The 18406-nt window shown below is 71.6% G+C and carries 19 protein-coding genes; 9 read left to right on the plus strand and 10 right to left on the minus strand.

Annotation, left to right across the window (positions count from 1 at the left end; genetic code table 11):
* Nucleotides 1–146: 146 nt before the first annotated feature.
* The 9 genes from ACTZWW_RS08680 to ACTZWW_RS08720 form a co-directional block, all read right to left on the minus strand.
* Nucleotides 147–1190 (minus strand): Fe(3+) ABC transporter substrate-binding protein, encoded by a 1044-nt coding sequence (locus ACTZWW_RS08680; protein ID WP_444780550.1) that lies wholly within the window; start codon nucleotides 1188–1190, stop codon nucleotides 147–149.
* A 273-nt stretch (nucleotides 1191–1463) separates the two neighbouring features.
* Nucleotides 1464–2702 carry an NAD(P)/FAD-dependent oxidoreductase gene (locus ACTZWW_RS08685; protein ID WP_444780551.1) on the minus strand — a complete coding sequence of 413 codons (1239 nt, stop codon included), beginning with the start codon at nucleotides 2700–2702 and terminating at the stop codon, nucleotides 1464–1466.
* A 99-nt stretch (nucleotides 2703–2801) separates the two neighbouring features.
* Nucleotides 2802–3242 carry a RidA family protein gene (locus ACTZWW_RS08690; protein WP_444780552.1) on the minus strand — a complete coding sequence of 147 codons (441 nt, stop codon included), beginning with the start codon at nucleotides 3240–3242 and terminating at the stop codon, nucleotides 2802–2804.
* The gene (locus ACTZWW_RS08695) at nucleotides 3239–3700 is read right to left on the minus strand and encodes an acyl-CoA thioesterase (protein WP_444780553.1); all 462 of its coding nucleotides are present in this window, start codon (nucleotides 3698–3700) and stop codon (nucleotides 3239–3241) included. The genes ACTZWW_RS08690 and ACTZWW_RS08695 overlap by 4 nt, the downstream gene beginning before the upstream one ends.
* Entirely contained in the window at nucleotides 3697–5328 is a 1632-nt protein-coding gene (locus ACTZWW_RS08700) for a benzoate-CoA ligase family protein (RefSeq protein ID WP_444780554.1), read from the minus strand. The genes ACTZWW_RS08695 and ACTZWW_RS08700 overlap by 4 nt, the downstream gene beginning before the upstream one ends.
* Before the next feature lie 226 nt (nucleotides 5329–5554).
* A complete protein-coding gene (locus tag ACTZWW_RS08705) occupies nucleotides 5555–6715 on the minus strand; it encodes an acyl-CoA dehydrogenase family protein (RefSeq protein WP_444780555.1) in 1161 nt (386 codons plus the stop codon).
* A gap of 14 nt (nucleotides 6716–6729) precedes the next feature.
* The gene (locus ACTZWW_RS08710; protein WP_444780556.1) at nucleotides 6730–7560 is read right to left on the minus strand and encodes an enoyl-CoA hydratase family protein; all 831 of its coding nucleotides are present in this window, start codon (nucleotides 7558–7560) and stop codon (nucleotides 6730–6732) included.
* A complete protein-coding gene (locus ACTZWW_RS08715; RefSeq protein ID WP_444780557.1) occupies nucleotides 7557–8132 on the minus strand; it encodes a MarR family winged helix-turn-helix transcriptional regulator in 576 nt (191 codons plus the stop codon). The genes ACTZWW_RS08710 and ACTZWW_RS08715 overlap by 4 nt, the downstream gene beginning before the upstream one ends.
* On the minus strand, nucleotides 8132–8926 hold the full coding sequence (locus tag ACTZWW_RS08720; RefSeq protein WP_444780558.1) for an SDR family NAD(P)-dependent oxidoreductase: 795 nt from the start codon (nucleotides 8924–8926) through the stop codon (nucleotides 8132–8134). The genes ACTZWW_RS08715 and ACTZWW_RS08720 overlap by 1 nt, the downstream gene beginning before the upstream one ends.
* A 258-nt stretch (nucleotides 8927–9184) precedes the next feature.
* On the opposite strand from ACTZWW_RS08720, the gene ACTZWW_RS08725 reads away from it, so the two are divergent.
* The 9 genes from ACTZWW_RS08725 to ACTZWW_RS08765 all read left to right on the plus strand — a co-directional run bounded on the left by ACTZWW_RS08725 (nucleotide 9185) and on the right by ACTZWW_RS08765 (nucleotide 17767).
* Nucleotides 9185–10366 carry an ABC transporter substrate-binding protein gene (locus ACTZWW_RS08725; RefSeq protein WP_444780559.1) on the plus strand — a complete coding sequence of 394 codons (1182 nt, stop codon included), beginning with the start codon at nucleotides 9185–9187 and terminating at the stop codon, nucleotides 10364–10366.
* Between the two features lie 335 nt (nucleotides 10367–10701).
* Nucleotides 10702–11622, plus strand: coding sequence for a branched-chain amino acid ABC transporter permease (locus ACTZWW_RS08730; RefSeq protein ID WP_444780560.1), 921 nt, complete (start codon nucleotides 10702–10704; stop codon nucleotides 11620–11622).
* A 14-nt stretch (nucleotides 11623–11636) separates the two neighbouring features.
* A complete protein-coding gene (locus ACTZWW_RS08735; RefSeq protein WP_444780561.1) occupies nucleotides 11637–12659 on the plus strand; it encodes a branched-chain amino acid ABC transporter permease in 1023 nt (340 codons plus the stop codon).
* Nucleotides 12656–13405, plus strand: coding sequence for an ABC transporter ATP-binding protein (locus tag ACTZWW_RS08740; RefSeq protein ID WP_444780562.1), 750 nt, complete (start codon nucleotides 12656–12658; stop codon nucleotides 13403–13405). Before ACTZWW_RS08735 ends, ACTZWW_RS08740 begins: the two co-directional genes overlap by 4 nt.
* Nucleotides 13405–14103, plus strand: coding sequence for an ABC transporter ATP-binding protein (locus ACTZWW_RS08745; protein WP_444780563.1), 699 nt, complete (start codon nucleotides 13405–13407; stop codon nucleotides 14101–14103). The genes ACTZWW_RS08740 and ACTZWW_RS08745 overlap by 1 nt, the downstream gene beginning before the upstream one ends.
* A gap of 36 nt (nucleotides 14104–14139) precedes the next feature.
* A complete protein-coding gene (locus ACTZWW_RS08750; RefSeq protein WP_444780564.1) occupies nucleotides 14140–14598 on the plus strand; it encodes a cupin domain-containing protein in 459 nt (152 codons plus the stop codon).
* 117 nt (nucleotides 14599–14715) lie between these two features.
* Nucleotides 14716–15051, plus strand: a complete 336-nt coding sequence (locus ACTZWW_RS08755) for an ArsR/SmtB family transcription factor (RefSeq protein WP_444780565.1) — start codon at nucleotides 14716–14718, stop codon at nucleotides 15049–15051.
* 62 nt (nucleotides 15052–15113) lie between these two features.
* On the plus strand, nucleotides 15114–16517 hold the full coding sequence (locus ACTZWW_RS08760; protein ID WP_444780566.1) for an NAD(P)-binding domain-containing protein: 1404 nt from the start codon (nucleotides 15114–15116) through the stop codon (nucleotides 16515–16517).
* A complete protein-coding gene (locus tag ACTZWW_RS08765; RefSeq protein WP_444780567.1) occupies nucleotides 16514–17767 on the plus strand; it encodes an MFS transporter in 1254 nt (417 codons plus the stop codon). The genes ACTZWW_RS08760 and ACTZWW_RS08765 overlap by 4 nt, the downstream gene beginning before the upstream one ends.
* A 36-nt stretch (nucleotides 17768–17803) precedes the next feature.
* On the opposite strand, the gene ACTZWW_RS08770 is transcribed toward ACTZWW_RS08765, so the two are convergent.
* Nucleotides 17804–18397, minus strand: a complete 594-nt coding sequence (locus ACTZWW_RS08770; RefSeq protein WP_444780568.1) for a hypothetical protein — start codon at nucleotides 18395–18397, stop codon at nucleotides 17804–17806.
* Between the last annotated feature and the right edge of the window lie 9 nt (nucleotides 18398–18406).

An 18406-nucleotide genomic window follows, 5' to 3' on the forward strand; every position in this document is an offset into this window, starting at 1 on the left:
TGGGGGGGGGGGGCCGCCCCCCCGCGGGGGGGGGGGGGCCCCGCGGCCCCCCCCCCCCCCCCCCGGGGGGGGGCCCCCCCCCCCCCCCCGCGGGGGGGGGGGGGGGGGGGCCCCCCCCCCCCCCCCCCCCGGCTCTGTCCGCCGCATCACTTCCAGCCGGCCCGATCCATGACCATGAGGGCGTCGGCGTTGTTCTGGGCGAAGGTCTCGGCCGAGAGGTCGTCCTCCTGGAACTCGCCGAAGCGCTGGATCCACTCGGGCGCCGCGACGCCCTCGACGACCGGGTACTCGCTGTTGCCCTCGGCGAAGTAGGCCTGCGCCGAATCGGAGGCGAGGTACTCGAGGAAGAGCTTGGCCGCCTCGGGGTTCGGGGCGTTCGCGGCGACGCCGGCGCCGGAGATGTTGACGTGGGTGCCGCGGTCGTCCTGGTTCGGGAAGACCACGCAGATCTGCTCGGCCACGGCACGGTCCTCGGGGTTGTCCGAGCGCAGCAGGTTGCCGAGGTAGTAGGTGTTGGAGACGGCGAGATCGCCCTCCCCCGCCGCGACCGCACGGATCTGGTCGGTGTCTCCGCCGCGGGGCTCGCGCGCCATGTTGGCGACGATGCCGCGCGACCACTCCTCGGTCGCCTCCTCGCCCAGCGCGGCGAGGATCGCGCCGGAAAGCGACTGGTTGTAGATGTTCGTCGACGAGCGGATCAGCAGGCGGCCCCGCCACTCCTCGTCGGCGAGCGCCTCGTAGGTCCGGGGCGGGTTCTCGACGCGGTCGCAGGCGTACATGATCACGCGGGCGCGCTTGGAGAAGCCGAACCACTTGTTCTCCGGATCCTGCAGGTACTCCGGCACGCGCTCCTCGAGCACCTCGGAGTCGACGGCCTGGAACAGCCCGGCCTCGTCGGCGCGCTCCAGGCGGCCGGCGTCGACCGTGATCAGCACGTCGGCAGGGGAGTTCGCACCCTCCGAGATCATGCGCTCGATCAGCTCGTCGGCACCCGCCTCGATGCGGTTGATCGTGATCCCGGTCTGCTCCGTGAACTCCGCGTAGAGCGCCTCGTCGGTGTCGTAGTGGCGCGACGAGTAGAGGTTGAGCTCGCCGCTCTGCGCGACGGCCAGCGCCGGCAGGCCCACGAGGCCGGCGGCGAGCGCGGTGCCGAGAAGGAGGGTGCGGCGTGCGGGCGAAGGATGGGTCATGGCGATCGTCTCTCTCTCCCTTGTCCGAGCCGCGGGAGCGCCCGGACGTTCATCCGTTGGGCCGGTCGCGCACGAGGTGCCGTACCGGCGATGGGCGGCATGAATAACGAACGAGACGAAGTCGTCAAGCGCTAGAACGAAGCTTAGAATTGCTGAAAAGAGGCTCAGTCTAGTTGAGAATCGCTCTAAAGTGAAGATATTCCACCAACCACGAAGTATTAGCTCAGTATTATCGCCCGCCCGCCACAGCCGTCGACCGGTCGATCGCGCCGCCTACCGTGCGAACCGGGCGATGCCGTAGGGCGCCATGTCGATGCCCGCGGTGTCGCCGGAGAGGAGCCCTGCGACGAGACGTCCCGTCGTCGCCGCCTGGGTGAGGCCGAGATGGCCGTGGCCGAATGCGTAGATCACCCGGCCCTTTCCCGGCGACCAGCCGATCACCGGCAGCCCGTCGGGCGTCGAGGGGCGTTGGCCCATCCAGCGGGTCCCGTCGCGGGCGTCGAGGTCCGGCAGGTAGATGCGTGCGAGGCGCGCGAGCGCATCCGCCCGCGCGTGGCGGGCGGACGCGTCGAGCCCGGCGAACTCGGCGGCTCCGCCGATCCGCAGCCCGACCGCGAGCGGCGTCGCCACGAACTTGCGCTCGGCGAAGATCAGCTGGCGCGACAGCGCGACGTTCGGCCGAGGGATGGTGACGTTGTAGCCGCGCTCCGATTCGAGCAGCACCGGGTCGCCCACGCTCGCCGCGAGGCGCGCCGACCAGGCGCCGGCGGCGACGACGACGAGGTCCGCGTCCCCCGTCGTCCCGTCTGCGAGCGTGATCGTCACCCGGTCGAGCTTCGGCTCGAGCGCCGTCGCCTCCGCCTCGTGGAAGGCCACCTCCCGCGCACGCAGCCAGGTCTCCAGGCCCTCGACGATCCGGCGCGGGTCGGCGACGACGCCCCAGCCGGGGTCGAACACCGCGCGCGCGATGCGCGGGGCGAGCGCCGGCTCCATGGCGCGCGCCTCGCTCCCGCTCAGCACCTCGAAGGGGAATCCATGCGCGGCGCGCCGCTCCCAGTCCGCCCGCTCGGCCGCGAAGCCGCCCTCGCTCTCGTAGAGCGTCAGCGCACCCTCGCGGCGCAGGTCGCCGGAGAGGCCGATATCCGCGAGGAGCGGGAGAAGGTCGTCGTACACGCGCCTCATCAGAGCCGCGTTCGCCGTGCTGATGCGCGCGATCTCGGCGGGCGTCCCGCTCGCCAGGAAGCGGCGCAGCCAGGGCAGGAGCCTCAGGGCGTGGCCGGGCCGGATCGAGAGCGGACCGAGCGGATCGACGAGCCAGCGCGGCACGCGCTTCCACAGGCCCGGCGCCGACGCGGGCGCGATCTCGCTCACCGCGACGCCGCCGGCATTGCCGAAGGACGCACGATCCCCGTCGAGCGCACGCTCGACGACCCGCACCGCGTGCCCGTCCCGGGCGAGCGCGCGGGCGCAGGCCAGGCCGACGACGCCGGCGCCGATGACGACGATACGCACGTGACGATCCTCGGGCGCGCCTACGGGGGGATGCGCGCGATCCGGGAGGGAGCGTGAGCCGCGCGGGCGCGCCTGTCAAATGCCGGGCGCGGCTCGCGATCAGGCGGGGACGACGGCCGTCGCCTCGATCTCCACCAGCGCGGCGGCCTCGACGAGGCGGACCACCTGCACGAGCGCCATCGCAGGGTAGTGCGCGCCGATCACCTCGCGATACGCCCGCCCGAGCTCGCGCTGGCAGGAGAGATAGGCGTCGACGTCGGTGACGTACCACGTCAGCCGAACGAGATCGCGCGGGCCGGCACCGCCCTCGGCGAGAATCGCGACGATGTTCTCGAGCGCGAGCCGCGTCTGTGCGACGAAGCCCTCCGGGAATCGGCCCTCGACGTCCCAGCCGACCACGCCGCCGGTGACGACGAGCGTGCCGCGCGCCGCCATCCCGTTGGAATAGCCCTTCGGCACGGGCCAGCCCGGCGGCTGCAGCACGCGCGGCCCCTCGCTCTCGCCCCCCTCGCCCATCAGGCGCTCGCGCAGGCCGGTCATCGGCATCTCTCCTCGTAGGCGGCCAGCGCCGCACGCAGGTCGTCGGGCAGACGTATCGCCCTGTGGGCGTTCAGGTCCGTCGTCACGATGACGAGGCGCGCCGCGATCACCGGCTCGTCCCCGCGATAGCCGGGAACCATCAGGCCCAGCGACGCGCCGCCGATCCGCTCGACGAGCACGGCGAAGTCGACGACGTCGCCCATCATCCCCGGCTTCAGGTAGTCCGCGTGCGCCTGCCCGTAGCCGAGCCCGACGCGGCGATCGCGGATGAGCACGTGGTAGTCGAGCCCCAGCGCGGCGCCGAAGAAGTCCTCGATGACGCCGTTGATCATGTCGAACCAGCGGGCGAAATAGACGATGCCCGCGGGGTCGCAATGGGCGAATCGGATCTTCACCGGCGCGACGTGGACGCCGGCGGCTAGGCGCGCGCGGGCGGGTGGCGTGATGCGCGCGCTCACCGGACGTCCTCCTCGCTCGCCTGCCGGCGCAGGGCGAAGCGCTGGAGCTTGCCGGTCTGCGTCTTCGGCAGAGCCTCGACGAACACGATCGAGCGCGGGTACTTGTAGGGGGCGATCTCGGACTTCACGTGCTCCTGCAGCATCTTCGCGGTCCCGGCGTCGGCGCTCTCGCCCTCGCGCAGGACGACGTAGGCCCGCACGATCATGCCGCGCTCCTCGTCGGGCGCCCCGACGACGCCGCATTCGGCGACCGCGGGATGGGTGAGGAGCGCCGCCTCGACCTCCGGCCCGGCGATGTTGTAGCCCGACGAGACGATCATGTCGTCCGAGCGCGCCTGGTACCAGAAGTACCCGTCCTCATCCATCAGGTAGGTATCGCCGGTGACGTTCCAGCCGTTCTCGACGTACTTCGTCTGGCGCGGGTCGGCCAGGTAGCGGCAGCCGGTGGGCCCGCGCACCGCGAGGCGCCCGACGCTGCCGGGCGGAAGGTCCTTCCCCTCCGCGTCGACGATCTTCGCCTCGTAGCCGGGCACCGGTCGTCCCGTGGCGCCGGGGCGGATCTCCTCCTCCGGGGAGGCGATGAAGATGTGCAGCATCTCGGTCGCGCCGATGCCGTCCATCAGCTTCAGCCCCGTCGCCTCGTGCCAGGCCTCGAACGTCGCCTTCGGCAGCGGCTCGCCCGCGGAGACGCACTTGCGCAGGCAGGACACGTCGAACTCGCCGAGCCGCGGCAGCATCGCCCGGTAGGCGGTGGGGGCCGTGAAGACGACGCTCGCGCGATGCTGGTCGATCGCCGGCAGCAGCTCGTTCGGCCCCGCCTTCTCGAGCAGCACGGTCGAGGCGCCGATGCGCAGCGGGAACAGCACGATGCCGCCGAGCCCGAAGGTGAAGGCGAGCGGCGGCGAGCCGATGAAGCGATCGTCCGGCGTCGCGCGCAGCACGTTGCGGGCATAGGCGTCGCAGATCGCGAGCATGTCGCGGTGGAAATGCATCGTGCCCTTGGGCTCGCCCGTCGTGCCCGAGGTGAAGCCGATGAGGCAGACGTCGTCGGCGGCGGTGTCCACCGCCTCGAACTCCGGGGAGGCGTCCTTCATCAGGGCCTCGAGCCCGAACGCGTCGTGCGTGTCCCAGTAGACCACCCGCTCGAGGCTATCGCAGAGCGGCTCGGCCTTGCGCATCTCCTCGGCGAGCCGCGCGTCGCACAAAGCGAGCGCGATCTTCGCCTTCTCGATCGGATAGGCGATCTCGCGGGCGCGCAGCAGCGGCATCGTCGCCACCACGACGCCGCCGGCCTTGAGCACTGCGAGGTAGCAGGCGACCATCATCGGGTTGTTGGCCGAGCGCAGCAGCACGCGCCCGCCCGGCACGAGGCCGAGATCCTTCGTCAGCACGTTGGCGATTCGGTTCACCCGATCCTGCAGCTGCGCATAGCTCAGGCTCTCGCCCGGCGAGACGATGCAGGAGCGATCGCCCCGCCCCGCGCGCACGTGCACGTCCAGGAACGCGTCGACGCAGTTCAGCCGCTCGGGATAGTGCAGCTCCGGGCGCGAGAAGACGAAGTCCGGCCACGTCTCCCGCGGCGGGAGGTTGTCGCGCGCGAACGTGTCCTGATGGGCGCTGGGGATCATGCGCGTCTCCGATGGCTTGAAATGCCTCGCACCCCTGTCATCCCGGATGCCGAAGGCAGTCCGGGACCCGGAACCGGCGCGGCCGAACCTAGCGGCGTGCGAACGCCGCGGCCACGTACGCCCGCATCGGCGGCGGGTGGACGGGCGCGCGTCCGCGCACCCTGAGGCGAGCACCTGTGGGTCTGGGTCCCGGGCCCGCTTCGCGACCCGGCATGACGGCGGTGCGTCATCCTCCCGCTCCCTTGAGCGTCTCGCGTGCGATGACGATCTTCTGGACCTCGGTAGCGCCCTCGTAGATGCGCAGCGCCCGGATCTCGCGGTAGAGCGCCTCGACGGGCACGCCCTTCGTCACGCCGAGCCCCCCGAAGATCTGCACGGCCTTGTCGATCACGGCCTGCGCGCTCTCGGTCGCGACCATCTTGGCCATCGCCGCCTCGCGGGTGACGCGCGGGGCGCCCATGTCCTTGGTCCAGGCGGCGCGGTAGACGAGGAGCGCGGACGTGTCGACGTCGGTCGCCATCTCGGCGAGCGCGGCCTGCGTCAGCGGCAGCTCGCCCATGGGCGCGCCGAAGAGATGGCGCGTACGCGCCCGCTCCAGCGCCTCGTCGAGCGCGCGGCGGGCGAAGCCCAGCGCGGCCGCGCCCACCGTCGAGCGGAAGACGTCGAGGGTGGCCATCGCCACCTTGAAGCCCCCGCCGGGGGCGCCGATGCGGTGATCGAGCGGCACGCGGCAGCCCTCGAAGCGCAGGCGCGCCAGCGGATGGGGTGCGATCACGTCGATGCGCTCCGCGACCGTCAGGCCCGGGTTGTCGGCCTCGACGAGGAAGGCGGAGAGCCCCCGCGCGCCGGGCGCCTCGCCGGTGCGGGCGAAGACGACGTAGTGGTCGGCGATGCCGCCGTTCGAGATCCAGGTCTTCTCGCCGTCGAGAATCGCCTCGCCGCCCTCGATCCGAGCCGACGTGGAGAGCGCCGCCACGTCGGAGCCGGCCTCCGGTTCGGAGAGCGCGAACGCGGCGATGCGCTCGCCCCGCACCACGCCCGGCAGGATACGCTGCTTGAGCGCGTCGGACCCGAACAGCGTCACGGGTCCCGTGCCGAGCCCCTGCATCGCGAAGGCGAAATCCGCGAGCCCGTCGTGGTAGGCCAGCGTCTCGCGGGCGAGGCACAGCGTGCGCACGTCGTAGGTCTCGCCCTGCCCGCCATAGGCCGCGGGCGCCACGGCGCGCAGCCAGCCGGCCTCGCCGAGGCGGCGCACCAGGGTCCGGCAGGCCTCGTCGACGTCGTCGTGCGAGACATCAAGATCCGCGGCGAAGTCCTTCAGCCGGATCGCGAAGTCACGGTGCCGGTCCTCGAAGAACGGCCAGCGCAGGAAGCTCTCGTCGGGCATGGGCGCGCGCCTCCTCAATCGCCGCCGAAGACGGGCTTCGTCTTCTGCGCGAAGGCCTCGAAGGCGCGGCGGAAGTCGTTCGTCGTCATGCACAAAGCCTGCGCGACGGCCTCGGCCTCGATCGCCTCCTCCACCGACATCGCCCATTCCATGGCGAGCATGCGCTTCGTCATCGTGTTGGCGTAGGTCGGGCCGGTGACGATCTCGGCGGCGAGCGCACGCGCCTCCTCGAGCACCGATCCCTCGCAGACGCGCGAGAAGAACCCCCAGCGCTCGCCCTCCTCCGCGCGCATGAAGCGGCCGGTGTAGAGCAGTTCGGAGGCGCGGCCCTGGCCGACGAGGCGGGGCAGGATCGCGCACGCGCCCATGTCGCAACCGGCGAGACCGACCTTGTTGAACAGGAAGGCGACCTTGGCGGAGGGCGCGGCGAGGCGGATGTCGCTCGCCATGGCGATGATGGCGCCGGCCCCGGCGCAGATCCCCTCCACCGCCGCGATCACCGGCTGCGGGCAGGCGCGGATCTCGCGCACGAGCTCGCCCGTCATCCGGGTGAAGGCGGTCAGCTCCTTCGTGCCCATCTTCGTCAGCGGCTCGATGATCTCGAACACGTCGCCGCCCGAGGAGAAGTTGCCGCCCGCCCCAGCGATCACCACCGCGTGGACGGTCTCGTCCTTCTTGAGCGCCGCGAAGAGATCGGTCAGCTCCCGGTAGCTCTCGAAGGTGAGCGGGTTCTTCCTCTCCGGCCGGTTCAGCGTCACCGTCGCGACGCCGTCCGACACGTCGAGCAGGAAATGCGCCGGCGCGTAGGACGCGACCGGGATGGTGACGGCGTTGGCGGGGTTCATCGCGGGCCTCCCGTGCCGGCGTTCCTGTTCGTGCGCGCCTGCGCATTGGCGTCGATGGCCGTGCGCGTCGAGGCCTTCACCTTCCCGAGCAGCCCCATCAGCGCCTCGCTCTCGTCCGCGTCGACCCCGCCGAGCATCTCGGCGATCCAGGCCTCGTGCTCCGCCGCCATGGCGCGAAAGGCGGCGCGCCCCTCCTCCGTCAGGCGGATCACCTGCGCGCGCCGGTCGGTCTCGGACACGCGCCGGTCGACGTGGCCGCTCTCGACGAGACGCTCGACGAGGCCGGTGACGTTGCCGTTCGAGACCATCATGCGCTTGGAGACGTCCGACAGCGTCATCCCGTCGGGCGCGCGCACGAGCTGCGCCATCAGGTCGAAGCGCGGCAGCGTCACGTCGAAACGCTCGCGCAGGCGCCGGCGCACCTCGCCCTCGATCATGGTCGAGAGCGTGAGCAGGCGCAGCCACAGCCGCAGCTCGGCCGCGTGCTCGGCGGGCGCCTCGAGCGCCTTGGCCTCGTGGTCCAGCGGCACCGGCTCCGGCGCATTCTCGTCGGCGGATACGCGATCGTGCATCACACCTCGCCCCCGGCGACCGCGATCGCCTGGCCGGTGACCGAGGCGGCGGCGGCGCCGCACAGCCACGCGACGGCATCGGCGACCTCCTCGGGACGCACGAGCCGCCCCTGCGGATTGTGCTTCGTCAGCTCCCCCATCGCCTCTTCCGGCGTGCGGCCGGTCTTGGCGACGATCCGCTCGACGCTGTGGGCGACGATGTCCGTATCGGTGAAGCCGGGGCACACCGCGTTGACCGTCACGCCCTTGCGGGCCGTCTCCAGCGCCAGCGCGCGCACGAGCCCGAGCGTCGCGTGCTTCGCGGCGACGTAGGCGGACACGTACGGGTAGCCCTTCAGCGCCGCGGTGGAGGCCACCGCCACGATACGCCCGAAGCCGCGCTCGACCATTCCCGGCAGCACCGCGCGGGCGGCAAAGACGACGCTCGTGAAGTTCATGTCGAGCATGCGCCGGAGCATCTCGTTCGAGGTCGCCTGGAAGGGCGCCGTCTCGGCGGCGCCGGCGTTGCAGATCATCAGGTCGATCGGCCCCGCCCGCTCGGCCGCCTCGCCGAGCGCGTGCGCCACCGCCTCCTCGATCGTCACGTCCGCGGTGACCGCGTGGCGCGCCGCGCCGGCGGCGATGGCGCGCTCGAGCGCGGCCATGTCGCGCCCGAGCACGGTGACCTCCGCACCTGCCTCGGCCAGCGTGCGGGCGATCGCGAGGCCGATGCCGCGCCCGCCCCCGGTGACGAGCGCGTGGCGGCCGGCGAGCCGTCCCTTCTGCGCGCTGCGGTGGCGCGGTGCGGTGTCCATGGCGCTCCCTCCTCGTCCCGCCCGTCGCGAAGATGCGTCCGGGCTCTTGTGGTTTGCGCGCGGCTTGTTTTAAGCTTCAAATATCAGGCCGGAACGAGGGCCGCGTCAAGCGGGGTTCGGGCGGGCCTGGCGGCGGGCGCGACGGGGGTGCCGGAAAAGGCGCTTTGCGGACGCGTCCCGTCGCGTACAGTGCCCCAGCGGCATCAACGAGCGCGGCAAATCGCGCGGGGAACAGCCAGAAACGGGAGTACAGCTTTCATGACGCGCATTTCCAAGCATCTCGGCCTCGCGGCGCTCGGGCTCCTCGCCACGACCGCGCTGACGCATGCGCAGGGCTCCGACCCGCTGAAGGTCGGCATCATCGTCACGCTGTCGGGCCCGGCCGCCTCGCTCGGCGAGCAGGCCCGCGACGGATTCCAGCTCGCGATCGAGCAGCTCGGCGGCGAGCTCGGCGGCGTGCCGGTCGAGGTCGTGGTCGTCGACGACGAGCAGAAGCCGGACGTCGCGCTCACCCGCGTCAACGGCCTGATCGAGCGCGACGGCGTCGACGTCGTCGTCGGCCCGATCTTCTCCAACATCCTCCAGGCGATCCACAAGCCGGTGATGGATGCCGACCGCATCCTCATCAGCCCCAACGCCGGCCCCTCGTCCTATGCCGGCGCGGAGTGCAGCCCGAACTTCTTCGTGACCTCCTACCAGAACGACCAGGTCCACGAGGTGATGGGCCGCGTCGCGCAGGACCGCGGCTACGAGCGCGTCTTCATCATGGTGCCGAACTACCAGGCCGGGCGCGATTCGGCGGCGGGCTTCAAGCGGCACTTCGAGGGCGAGATCGTCGACGAGGTCTACACCCAGCTCGGCCAGCTCGACTTCTCCGCCGAGCTCGCCCGCATCGCGGCGATGCAGCCCGACGCGGTCTTCACCTTCATGCCCGGCGGCATGGGCGTGAACCTGGTGCGCCAGTACAACCAGGCCGGCATGAAGGACCGCATCCCCTTCCTGTCCGCCTTCACGGTGGACGAATCGACGCTGCCCGCCCAGCAGGACGCGGCGCTCGGCATGTTCGGCGCGATGACCTGGGCGCCGGACATGGATACCCCCGGCAACGCCGAGTTCGTCGAGGCCTACATCGAGAAGTTCGGAAGCGTTCCGGGCTCCTACGCCATGCAGGCCTACGACACCGCGATGCTGCTCGATTCGGCGGTCGAGGCCGCCGGCGGCATCGGCGATCAGGATGCGCTGCTCGCGGCGATCAAGGCGGCGGACTTCCAGTCCCTGCGCGGCGACTTCGCGTTCAACAACAACCAGTACCCGATCCAGGACTTCTACCTCGTCGAGGTCGCCCAGCGCGAGGACGGCATGTTCCAGACGCAGATCGTCGAGCAGGTCTTCGACGACTACGGCGACGTCTACGCGTCCGAGTGCCAGATGGGCGGCTGAGGCGGCCGTGACGGCCATCGTCGCGGTTCCTCGGACGTCGAAAGGCTGTCGACGGAACCGCGACGGAGTTCCCCTCTCCCTCGTGGAGAGGGGCTAGGGGTGTGGGGCGTCGGGTGAAGAGCGATCGGCCGCCGCCGGCGAGACCGATTGGCATCGACGATCGCGCCACATCCTGCACGCCCCACACCCCCGGCCCCTCTCCACGAGGGAGAGGGGAGAGCCGGCATCACGGGCGACGCTCGCTCACGTCCGTTCGCCCTCTCCGGTCCGGGCTCCGCCCGGGCTCCCTCCCCCGTGGAGAGCACGCGACGCCCTTCAGCGAGGACCTTCGCGCCATGTACACCACGCTCATCCTCGTCCAGACCCTCAACGGCCTGCAGTTCGGGATCATCCTGTTCCTGATCGCGGCGGGGCTGACGCTCGTGTTCGGCGTCATGGACTTCATCAACCTCGCCCACGGCGTGCAGTACATGATCGGGGCGTACTTCGCCTTCGCCTTCACGACCTGGACCGGCAATTTCGGGCTGGGCCTGCTGCTCGCCCTGCCCGCCGCGCTCGTTTTCGGGCTGCTGCTCGAGGCCGTGGTCTTCCGGCACCTCTACGACAAGGACCATCTCGAGCAGGTGCTCGCCACCTTCGGAATCATCCTGTTCCTGAACCAGGGCGTGAAGGTGATCTGGGGCTCCTCGCCGCTCTTCGTGCCGGTGCCGGAGTTCCTCCAGGGCTCGATCCAGCTCATGGAGGGCTTCTTCTACCCGGTCTACCGCCTCGCCATCATCGGCGCGGGGCTCGGGGTCGCGGCGCTGCTCTACGTGCTCGTGAACTACACCCGCGCCGGGATGCTGGTGCGTGCCGGCGCGACCAACGCCAAGATGGTCTCGGCGCTCGGCGTCGACATCCGCCGGCTCTTCATGATCGTCTTCGGCTTCGGCGCCATGCTCGCCGGCTTCGCCGGGGCGATGGTGGCGCCGATCCTCTCGGTCGAGCCCGGGATGGGCGACAACCTCCTCATCCTGGCCTTCGTCGTCATCGTCATCGGCGGCATCGGCTCGATCCGCGGCGCCTTCCTCGCGGCGCTGATCATCGGCCTCGTCGACACGCTCGGTCGCACCTTCGCCGGGGACGTGCTGCGCCTCTTCCTCGACCCCGGCGCGGCCTCCACGATCGGGCGCGCGGTGGCGCCGATGCTGATCTACATCCTCATGGCCGCGGTGCTGTTCTTCCGCCCCGCCGGCCTCTTCCCGGTCAAGCGCTGAAGGGGCCCGCGCCGATGCTCGACACCGCCTCCCCCGCGGCGAAAGCCGCCGCGACACCGCCGGAGAAGGCTGATCCTCCCGCCGCCACGGCCGCGCCCCGCCCGCCGCTCTGGCGCCGCGAGGCGCTGGCCCTCGCGCTCTTCGCCTTCTTCGCGCTCGCCCCCGCGATCGCACAGGTCGGCGCGGAGGGCTACCTGCTCTCGCTCGTCATCCGCGCGATGATCTTCGCCATCGCCGCGCTCTCGCTCGACCTCATCCTCGGCTACGGCGCGCTCGTCTCCTTCGGCCACGCGGCCTTCGTCGGCATCGGCTGCTACGCGGTCGGCATCCTGATGGCGCACGCGGTGCCGGACCTCTTCGTCCAGCTCCTCGTCACGCTTCTGGCGAGCGCGCTCTTCGCCTTCGTCACGGGGGCGATCTCCCTGCGCACGAAGGGCGTCTACTTCATCATGATCACGCTCGCCTTCGGGCAGATGGTCTACTTCCTCACGACATCGCTGGCGCCCTACGGCGGCGACGACGGGCTCACCCTGCCCTCGCGCAGCACGGTGCTCGGCACGGACGTGCTCGAGAACGATCTCGTCTTCTACTACCTCGTGCTCGCCTGCCTCGTCGGCGTCTACGCCATGCTGCGCGCGATCGTCGGCTCGCGCTTCGGGCGCGTGCTGCGCGGCACGAAGGAGAACCCGGTGCGCATGCAGGCGATCGGCTACGATCCCTATCGCTACCAGCTCTGCGCGTACGTGATCGCCGGCATGATCGCCGGCCTCGCGGGCTTCCTGCTCGCGAACCAGCTGGAGTTCGTCTCCCCCGCCTTCATCTCCTGGCAGCGCTCGGGCGAGCTGATCATCATGGTCGTGCTCGGCGGCATGGGCACGCTCGTCGGGCCGATCGTCGGCGCGATGTCCTTCCTCTTCCTGGAGGAGATCCTCGCGCGCATCACGCAGGACTGGAAGCTGATCTTCGGCCCGCTCCTCGTCCTCGTCGCGCTGTTCGCGCGCGGCGGCATCCTCGGCTTCTTCAAGAGGGCGAAATGAGCGCGATCCTGGAGCTGCGGAACCTGCGCAAGAACTACGGCGCGCTCGCCGTCACCGACGACGTCTCGCTCGCCGTCGAGACCGGTGAGCTGCACGCGATCATCGGGCCCAACGGCGCCGGCAAGACCACGCTGATCCACCAGATCTCCGGCCTCGCCCCCTCCGATTCGGGCGCGATCCTGTTCGACGGGCGCGACGTCACCCGTACGCCGATGCACGAGCGGGTGCGCGCCGGGCTCGCCCGCTCCTTCCAGATCACCTCGATCCTGCCCGGCTTCACCGCCCGCGAGAACGTCGCGACCGCCGTGCAGGCCCGCTCGGGCTCCTCCTTCCGCTTCTTCGGCGACCCGTCGCGCGAGCGCGCGCTCGACGACGAGGCGATGGAGGCGCTCGCCACCGTTGGGCTCTCGGCCCGCGCCGACGTCGTCGCCGGCCGGCTCTCCCACGGCGAGAAGCGCCAGCTCGAGCTCGCCGTCGCGCTCGCGACGCGCCCGAAGCTGCTCCTCCTCGACGAGCCCCTCGCCGGCACGGGCCGCGAGGAGAGCGAGCGCGTCGTCGAGACGCTGCTGGCGCTCAAGCACCGCTACACGATCGTGCTGATCGAGCACGACATGGAGGCCGTGTTCGCGCTGGCCGACCGGGTGAGCGTGCTCGTCTACGGCCGCGTCATCGCCACCGGCGCACCCGACGCCGTGCGCGCCGACCCCGCCGTGCGCGAGGCCTATCTCGGCGAGGAGGCCGCCTGATGCTGTCCGTGCGCCATCTCGAATCGAGCTACGGCCCCGCCCAGGTCCTGTTCGACATCTCCTTCGACGTCGGCGAGGGCGAGGTCGTGACGCTGCTCGGCCGCAACGGCATGGGCAAGACCACGACGGTCAATTCCATCCTCGGCCTCGTGCGCCCCAAGGGCGGGGAGATCGCCTTCGAGGGCCGCCCGATCCGGGGGCTGCCCTCCTACGAGGTCGCGCAATGCGGCATCGGCCTCGTGCCCGAGGGCCGGCAGATCTTCCCGACGCTCACCGTCGAGGAGAACCTCGTCGCCACGGCCGCGACGCGCTTCGGCGCCCCGCGCTGGACGCTCGAGCGCATCTACGCGCTCTTCCCGCGGCTCCAGGAGCGGCGCCGCAACCTCGGCTCCCAGCTTTCGGGTGGCGAGCAGCAGATGCTCGCCATCGGGCGTGCGTTGATGACGAACCCCAAGCTCGTCATCCTCGACGAGGCGACGGAGGGGCTCGCGCCCCTCATCCGCGCCGAGATCTGGGACTGCCTCGCCCGCCTCAAGGCCGAGGGGCAGGCGATCCTGGTGATCGACAAGAACGTCGACGCGCTGATCCCGTTGGCGGACCGGCACGTCGTCGTCGAGAAGGGCCGCGTCGCCTGGATGGGCACGAGCGCCGACCTGAAGGCCGATGCCAGCGTGAAGGACCGCTTCCTCCACGTCTGACGAACACGCACGAGCAACGAGAGGGGAGCCGTCACCATGCGTACCGAAGAGATCGCCGGGATCACGCCCGGCGGAGAGGGGTTCGAGGGCGTGCGCCTCAACATCCTCGGCCAGATCTACGTGCCCAAGAGCGTCACCGAGCAGTGCTTCTCCTGGCACGCGACGTTCCCCGTCGGCACGTTCGTGCCGCCGCACATCCACCCGACCCAGGACGAGTACATCTACATGCTCGAGGGCCGCTTCGACCTGATGCTCGGCGGCGAGGAGGTCGTGGCGAACGCGGGCGACCTGATCCGCATGCCCAAGGGCATGCCGCACGGCATCTTCAACAAGACCGACCAGCCGGTGAAGTGCCTGTTCTGGGTGACGCCCACACGCAAGCTCTACGACCTGTTCTGGGGCATCCACTCCATGGCCGAGCAGGAGCCCGGCGCGGTCGTCGCGCTCTCGGCCCGCCACGAGGTCGAGTTCCTGCCCCCGCCTCCGGGCGCATGATGCGCGGAGCGGCGCGGCGGTCGCCCGCGCGCGGCCGCCGCGATAGGTTTCGCACACAACTTCGGTAATTCTGGAATTACCGTTGACGCCCTGCTCCGACGGGGGCAAGCTGCATTCATGGACACCACGCTCGCCATCGCCAAGCGTCTCGAGGCGCTGGGCAACCCGACCCGGCTCGGGATCTACCGGGCCCTCGTGCGCGCAGGCGACGGCGGGCTCGCCGTCGGCGCGCTGCAGGACCGTATCGGCATCCCCGCCTCCACGCTCTCGCACCATCTGCGCGCCCTCGTCGGCGTCGCCCTCGTGACGCAGGAACGCCAGGGCACGACGCTGATCTGCCGCGCGAACTACCCGGTCATGAGCGGGCTCGTGGCCTTCCTCTCCGAGGAATGCTGCGTGGAGAGCGGCTGCGGCCCGGCATCCCGACGGAGCGCGCGCGAGGAAGCCGTGTAGCGCATTTTCGCGCTCCTCTATTTCCAAAATTCTGGAACTATCGACATCGTGAGGAGAGCATCATGAACGCAGTCACCGGCCCGGCCGGGCTCCCGGTCGCCATCCTGGGGGCAGGCCCGATCGGCCTCGCGGCCGCCGCGCACTGCGCCGCGCGCGGCCTGCCGTTCGTCGTGATCGAGGCGGGTGCCGACGTCGGCGCGCACGTGCGCGACTGGGGCCACGTGCGCCTGTTCTCGCCGTGGCGCTACGACATCGACGAGGCCGCACGGCGGCTGCTCGCGCGCGCCGGGTGGGTCGCGCCCGATCCGGACGCGCTGCCCACGGGAGCCGAGCTCGCGGACCGCTACCTCGCACCGCTGGCGGACGCGCTGGCCGCTCACGGGCGGATCGAGACCGGCGCGCGCGTGGTCGCCGTGACTCGCGCGGGGCTCGACAAGGTCCGCAGCGCGCGGCGCGAGCAGGCGCCGTTCCGGATCGACGTGGCCCATGCCGACGGCCGCCGGACGCGCCTGACGGCACGCGCCGTCGTCGACGCGACGGGGACCTGGAGCACGCCCAATCCGCTCGGCGGCTCCGGCGTGCCGGCGCTCGGCGAGGCCGAGGCTGCCGGCCGCATCGCCTATCGCATTCCCGATCCCCTCGGGCGGGACCGCGCGCTGCATGCCGGCGCGCGCACGCTGGTGATCGGCGCGGGGCATTCGGCGGCGAACGCCGTGATCGACCTCGCCGACCTCGCGGCCGAGACCGGTGCCGGAACGGTGGCCTGGGCCATCCGCGGCGCGCGGCCGATCCGCGCCTTCGGCGGCGGCGCGGGAGACGAGCTTCCCGCCCGCGGCGCGCTCGGCGAACGGCTCCGGGCGCTCGTCTCGGAGGGGCGCGTGCGGCTCGAGACGGGCTTCCTCGCGACCTCAGTGCGCGAGGACGGCGACGGCGGCCTCGTCGTCGACGGCGAGGACGGCCGCGCGATCGGCCCCTTCGACCGCATCGTCGCCCTCACCGGCCAGCGGCCGGAGCTCGGCTTCCTGCGCGAGCTGCGCATCGATCTCGACCCGTGGCTCGAATGCGCGCGGGCGCTCGCCGGCGACATCGATCCCAACGTCCACGCCTGCGGCAGCGTCTCGCCGCACGGGCATGCGGCGCTCGCCCATCCCGAGCGCGGCTTCTACGTCGTCGGCGCCAAGAGCTACGGCCGCGCGCCGACCTTCCTCCTGATGACCGGCTACGAGCAGGTCCGCTCCGTCGTCGCCGCCCTCGCGGGGGCGCTCGAGGAGGCGGACCGGGTGGAACTGACACTGCCGAAGACCGGCGTGTGCACGACGGATCTCGCGGACGGGTCGGTGGCGTGCTGCGCGCCCGCCCCGGAGGGCGCCCGCGGCTGCTGCGGAGGCGAGCGTTCCGCCGACGCCGTCCCGATCGCGTCCCCCGCCCCGGCCACCGCCGGCGGCTGCTGCGGAGCCGCCGCGTGAGCCCACCGTCCGGGACAGCCGCCGCCGACCCGGCGGCGACCACCGCACCGACGGGGCCGTCGCGCCCCGTCGTGATCACCGCCCTCGGCATCACCCAGATCCTCGCCTGGGGATCGACCTTCTACCTGCTCGCGGTGCTCGCGCCGGTGATCGCCGGCGACACGGGCTGGCCGAAGACCTTCGTCGTCGGCGGCCTGACGCTCGGCCTCGTCGCGGCGAGCCTGATCTCGCCGCGGGTGGGGCGCGCCGTCGAGGCGACGGGGGGGCGGCCGGTGCTCGTGGGCTCGGCGCTGGTGATGGCCGCGGGGCTCGCCCTGCTCGGGCTCGCCACGACGCGTACGCTCTATCTCGGCGCCTGGCTGGTGATCGGGCTCGGCATGGGGGCTGGCCTCTACGACGCCGCCTTCGCCACGCTCGGGCGCCTCTACGGATCGACGGCGCGCTCGGCGATCACCACGCTCACCTTGTTCGGCGGCTTCGCCTCGACGGTGGGCTGGCCGCTCTCGGCCTTCCTGGTCGAGACGCTGGGCTGGCGCGGCGCCTGCTTCTCCTACGCCGCGATGCACGTCCTCGTCATCGCGCCGCTCTACCTGACGCTCCTGCCGCGCCGGCCGGCGCCGGCGCCCGTCGCGAGCCCGACGCTCTCCGGCGACGCGCCCGGGAAGGCCGCCTCGTCGCCCGCGCCGGCGGCCGGCGGCGAACGCCTGCTGCGGCTCACGCTGTCGGCGGCGCTTACGGTGAGCGGGCTCGCCACCGCCGTCCTCTCCGTCCACCTCATCACCGTGCTCCAGACGCGCGACCTCGCACTGGCCGCGGCGGTCGGCCTCGCGGCCTTGGTCGGGCCGAGCCAGGTGGGCGCGCGCGTGCTCGAGGCCTGGATCGGCCGGCGCTACCACCCGATCTGGACCGCCGGGGCGTCGGCGTCGCTCACCTTCGCGGGCGTGGCCCTGCTCGCGAGCGGGCATGCCGGCATCCTCACCCTGGCGCTCGTCTGCTACGGCGCGGGCATCGGCATCCGCTCGATCGTCAAGGGCACCCTGCCGCTCGCGCTGTTCGGCGCGCACGGCTACGCGGCGCTCATGGGCCGCCTCGCCCTCCCCCAGCTCCTCGTCGCGGCGCTGGCGCCGCTCGCGGGGGCGTGGCTCATGGAGGCGATCGGCCCCGACGCCCTGCTCCTGGCGCTGATCGGCATCACCGCCCTCGACGCCGCCTTCGTCGTGGCGATCGCCCTGCAGATACGGAGGCGATGACGGCTCAGACGGTGGGCGGCGGCTCGCGTCCCGTGGTCATTCGACCGCGAGCGAGACCCATAGATCGACGGCGAGCAGCGGTACGTACGCGGCCGTCGTCCAGGCGCGCACGCGCCGCGAGGAGGCCAGCAGGACCAGCGCCGGCAAGAGGATGATCGGCACGTCGAGCAGGGCCCACACCGCGATGGGGGACTGTCCGAAGTAGTGGATGTTCGCGCCCATCCCGAGAACGTGGAACGCGACGAGCGCCGCGAGGCCGTATCGGCCGTCGCGCTCGAAGTAGGCGCGCAGGCTGCCGTCCTCGTCCTCTGCCCGGCTCGGGAGGATGAGGGCCGAGGCGACGAAGAGCGTGAGCGTCAGGCCGACGAGGAAGAGGAAGTCGGCGAAGCCGAAGGTGCTGCGCATGGCGGCGAGGTGATTGATCGCCCACCAGTATTCCAGCATCTCGATGAACAGGACGCCGGCCCAGGTCACGGTGATCCAGTCGACCGCCGACCGCGAGCGCAATCGAAACACGGTGACGAAGCCCAGCAGGAGCCGCGTCACCGCAAGGCCCAGCACCATCGCCAGGATCGTCGAGATCATCCGGAACTCGTCCATGCCCACCGATATGGCCGCAGGGCGACGCACAGTCCAGAT

It is taken from the genome of Salinarimonas sp. NSM (assembly GCF_052380005.1).
Classification (GTDB): domain Bacteria; phylum Pseudomonadota; class Alphaproteobacteria; order Rhizobiales; family Beijerinckiaceae; genus Salinarimonas.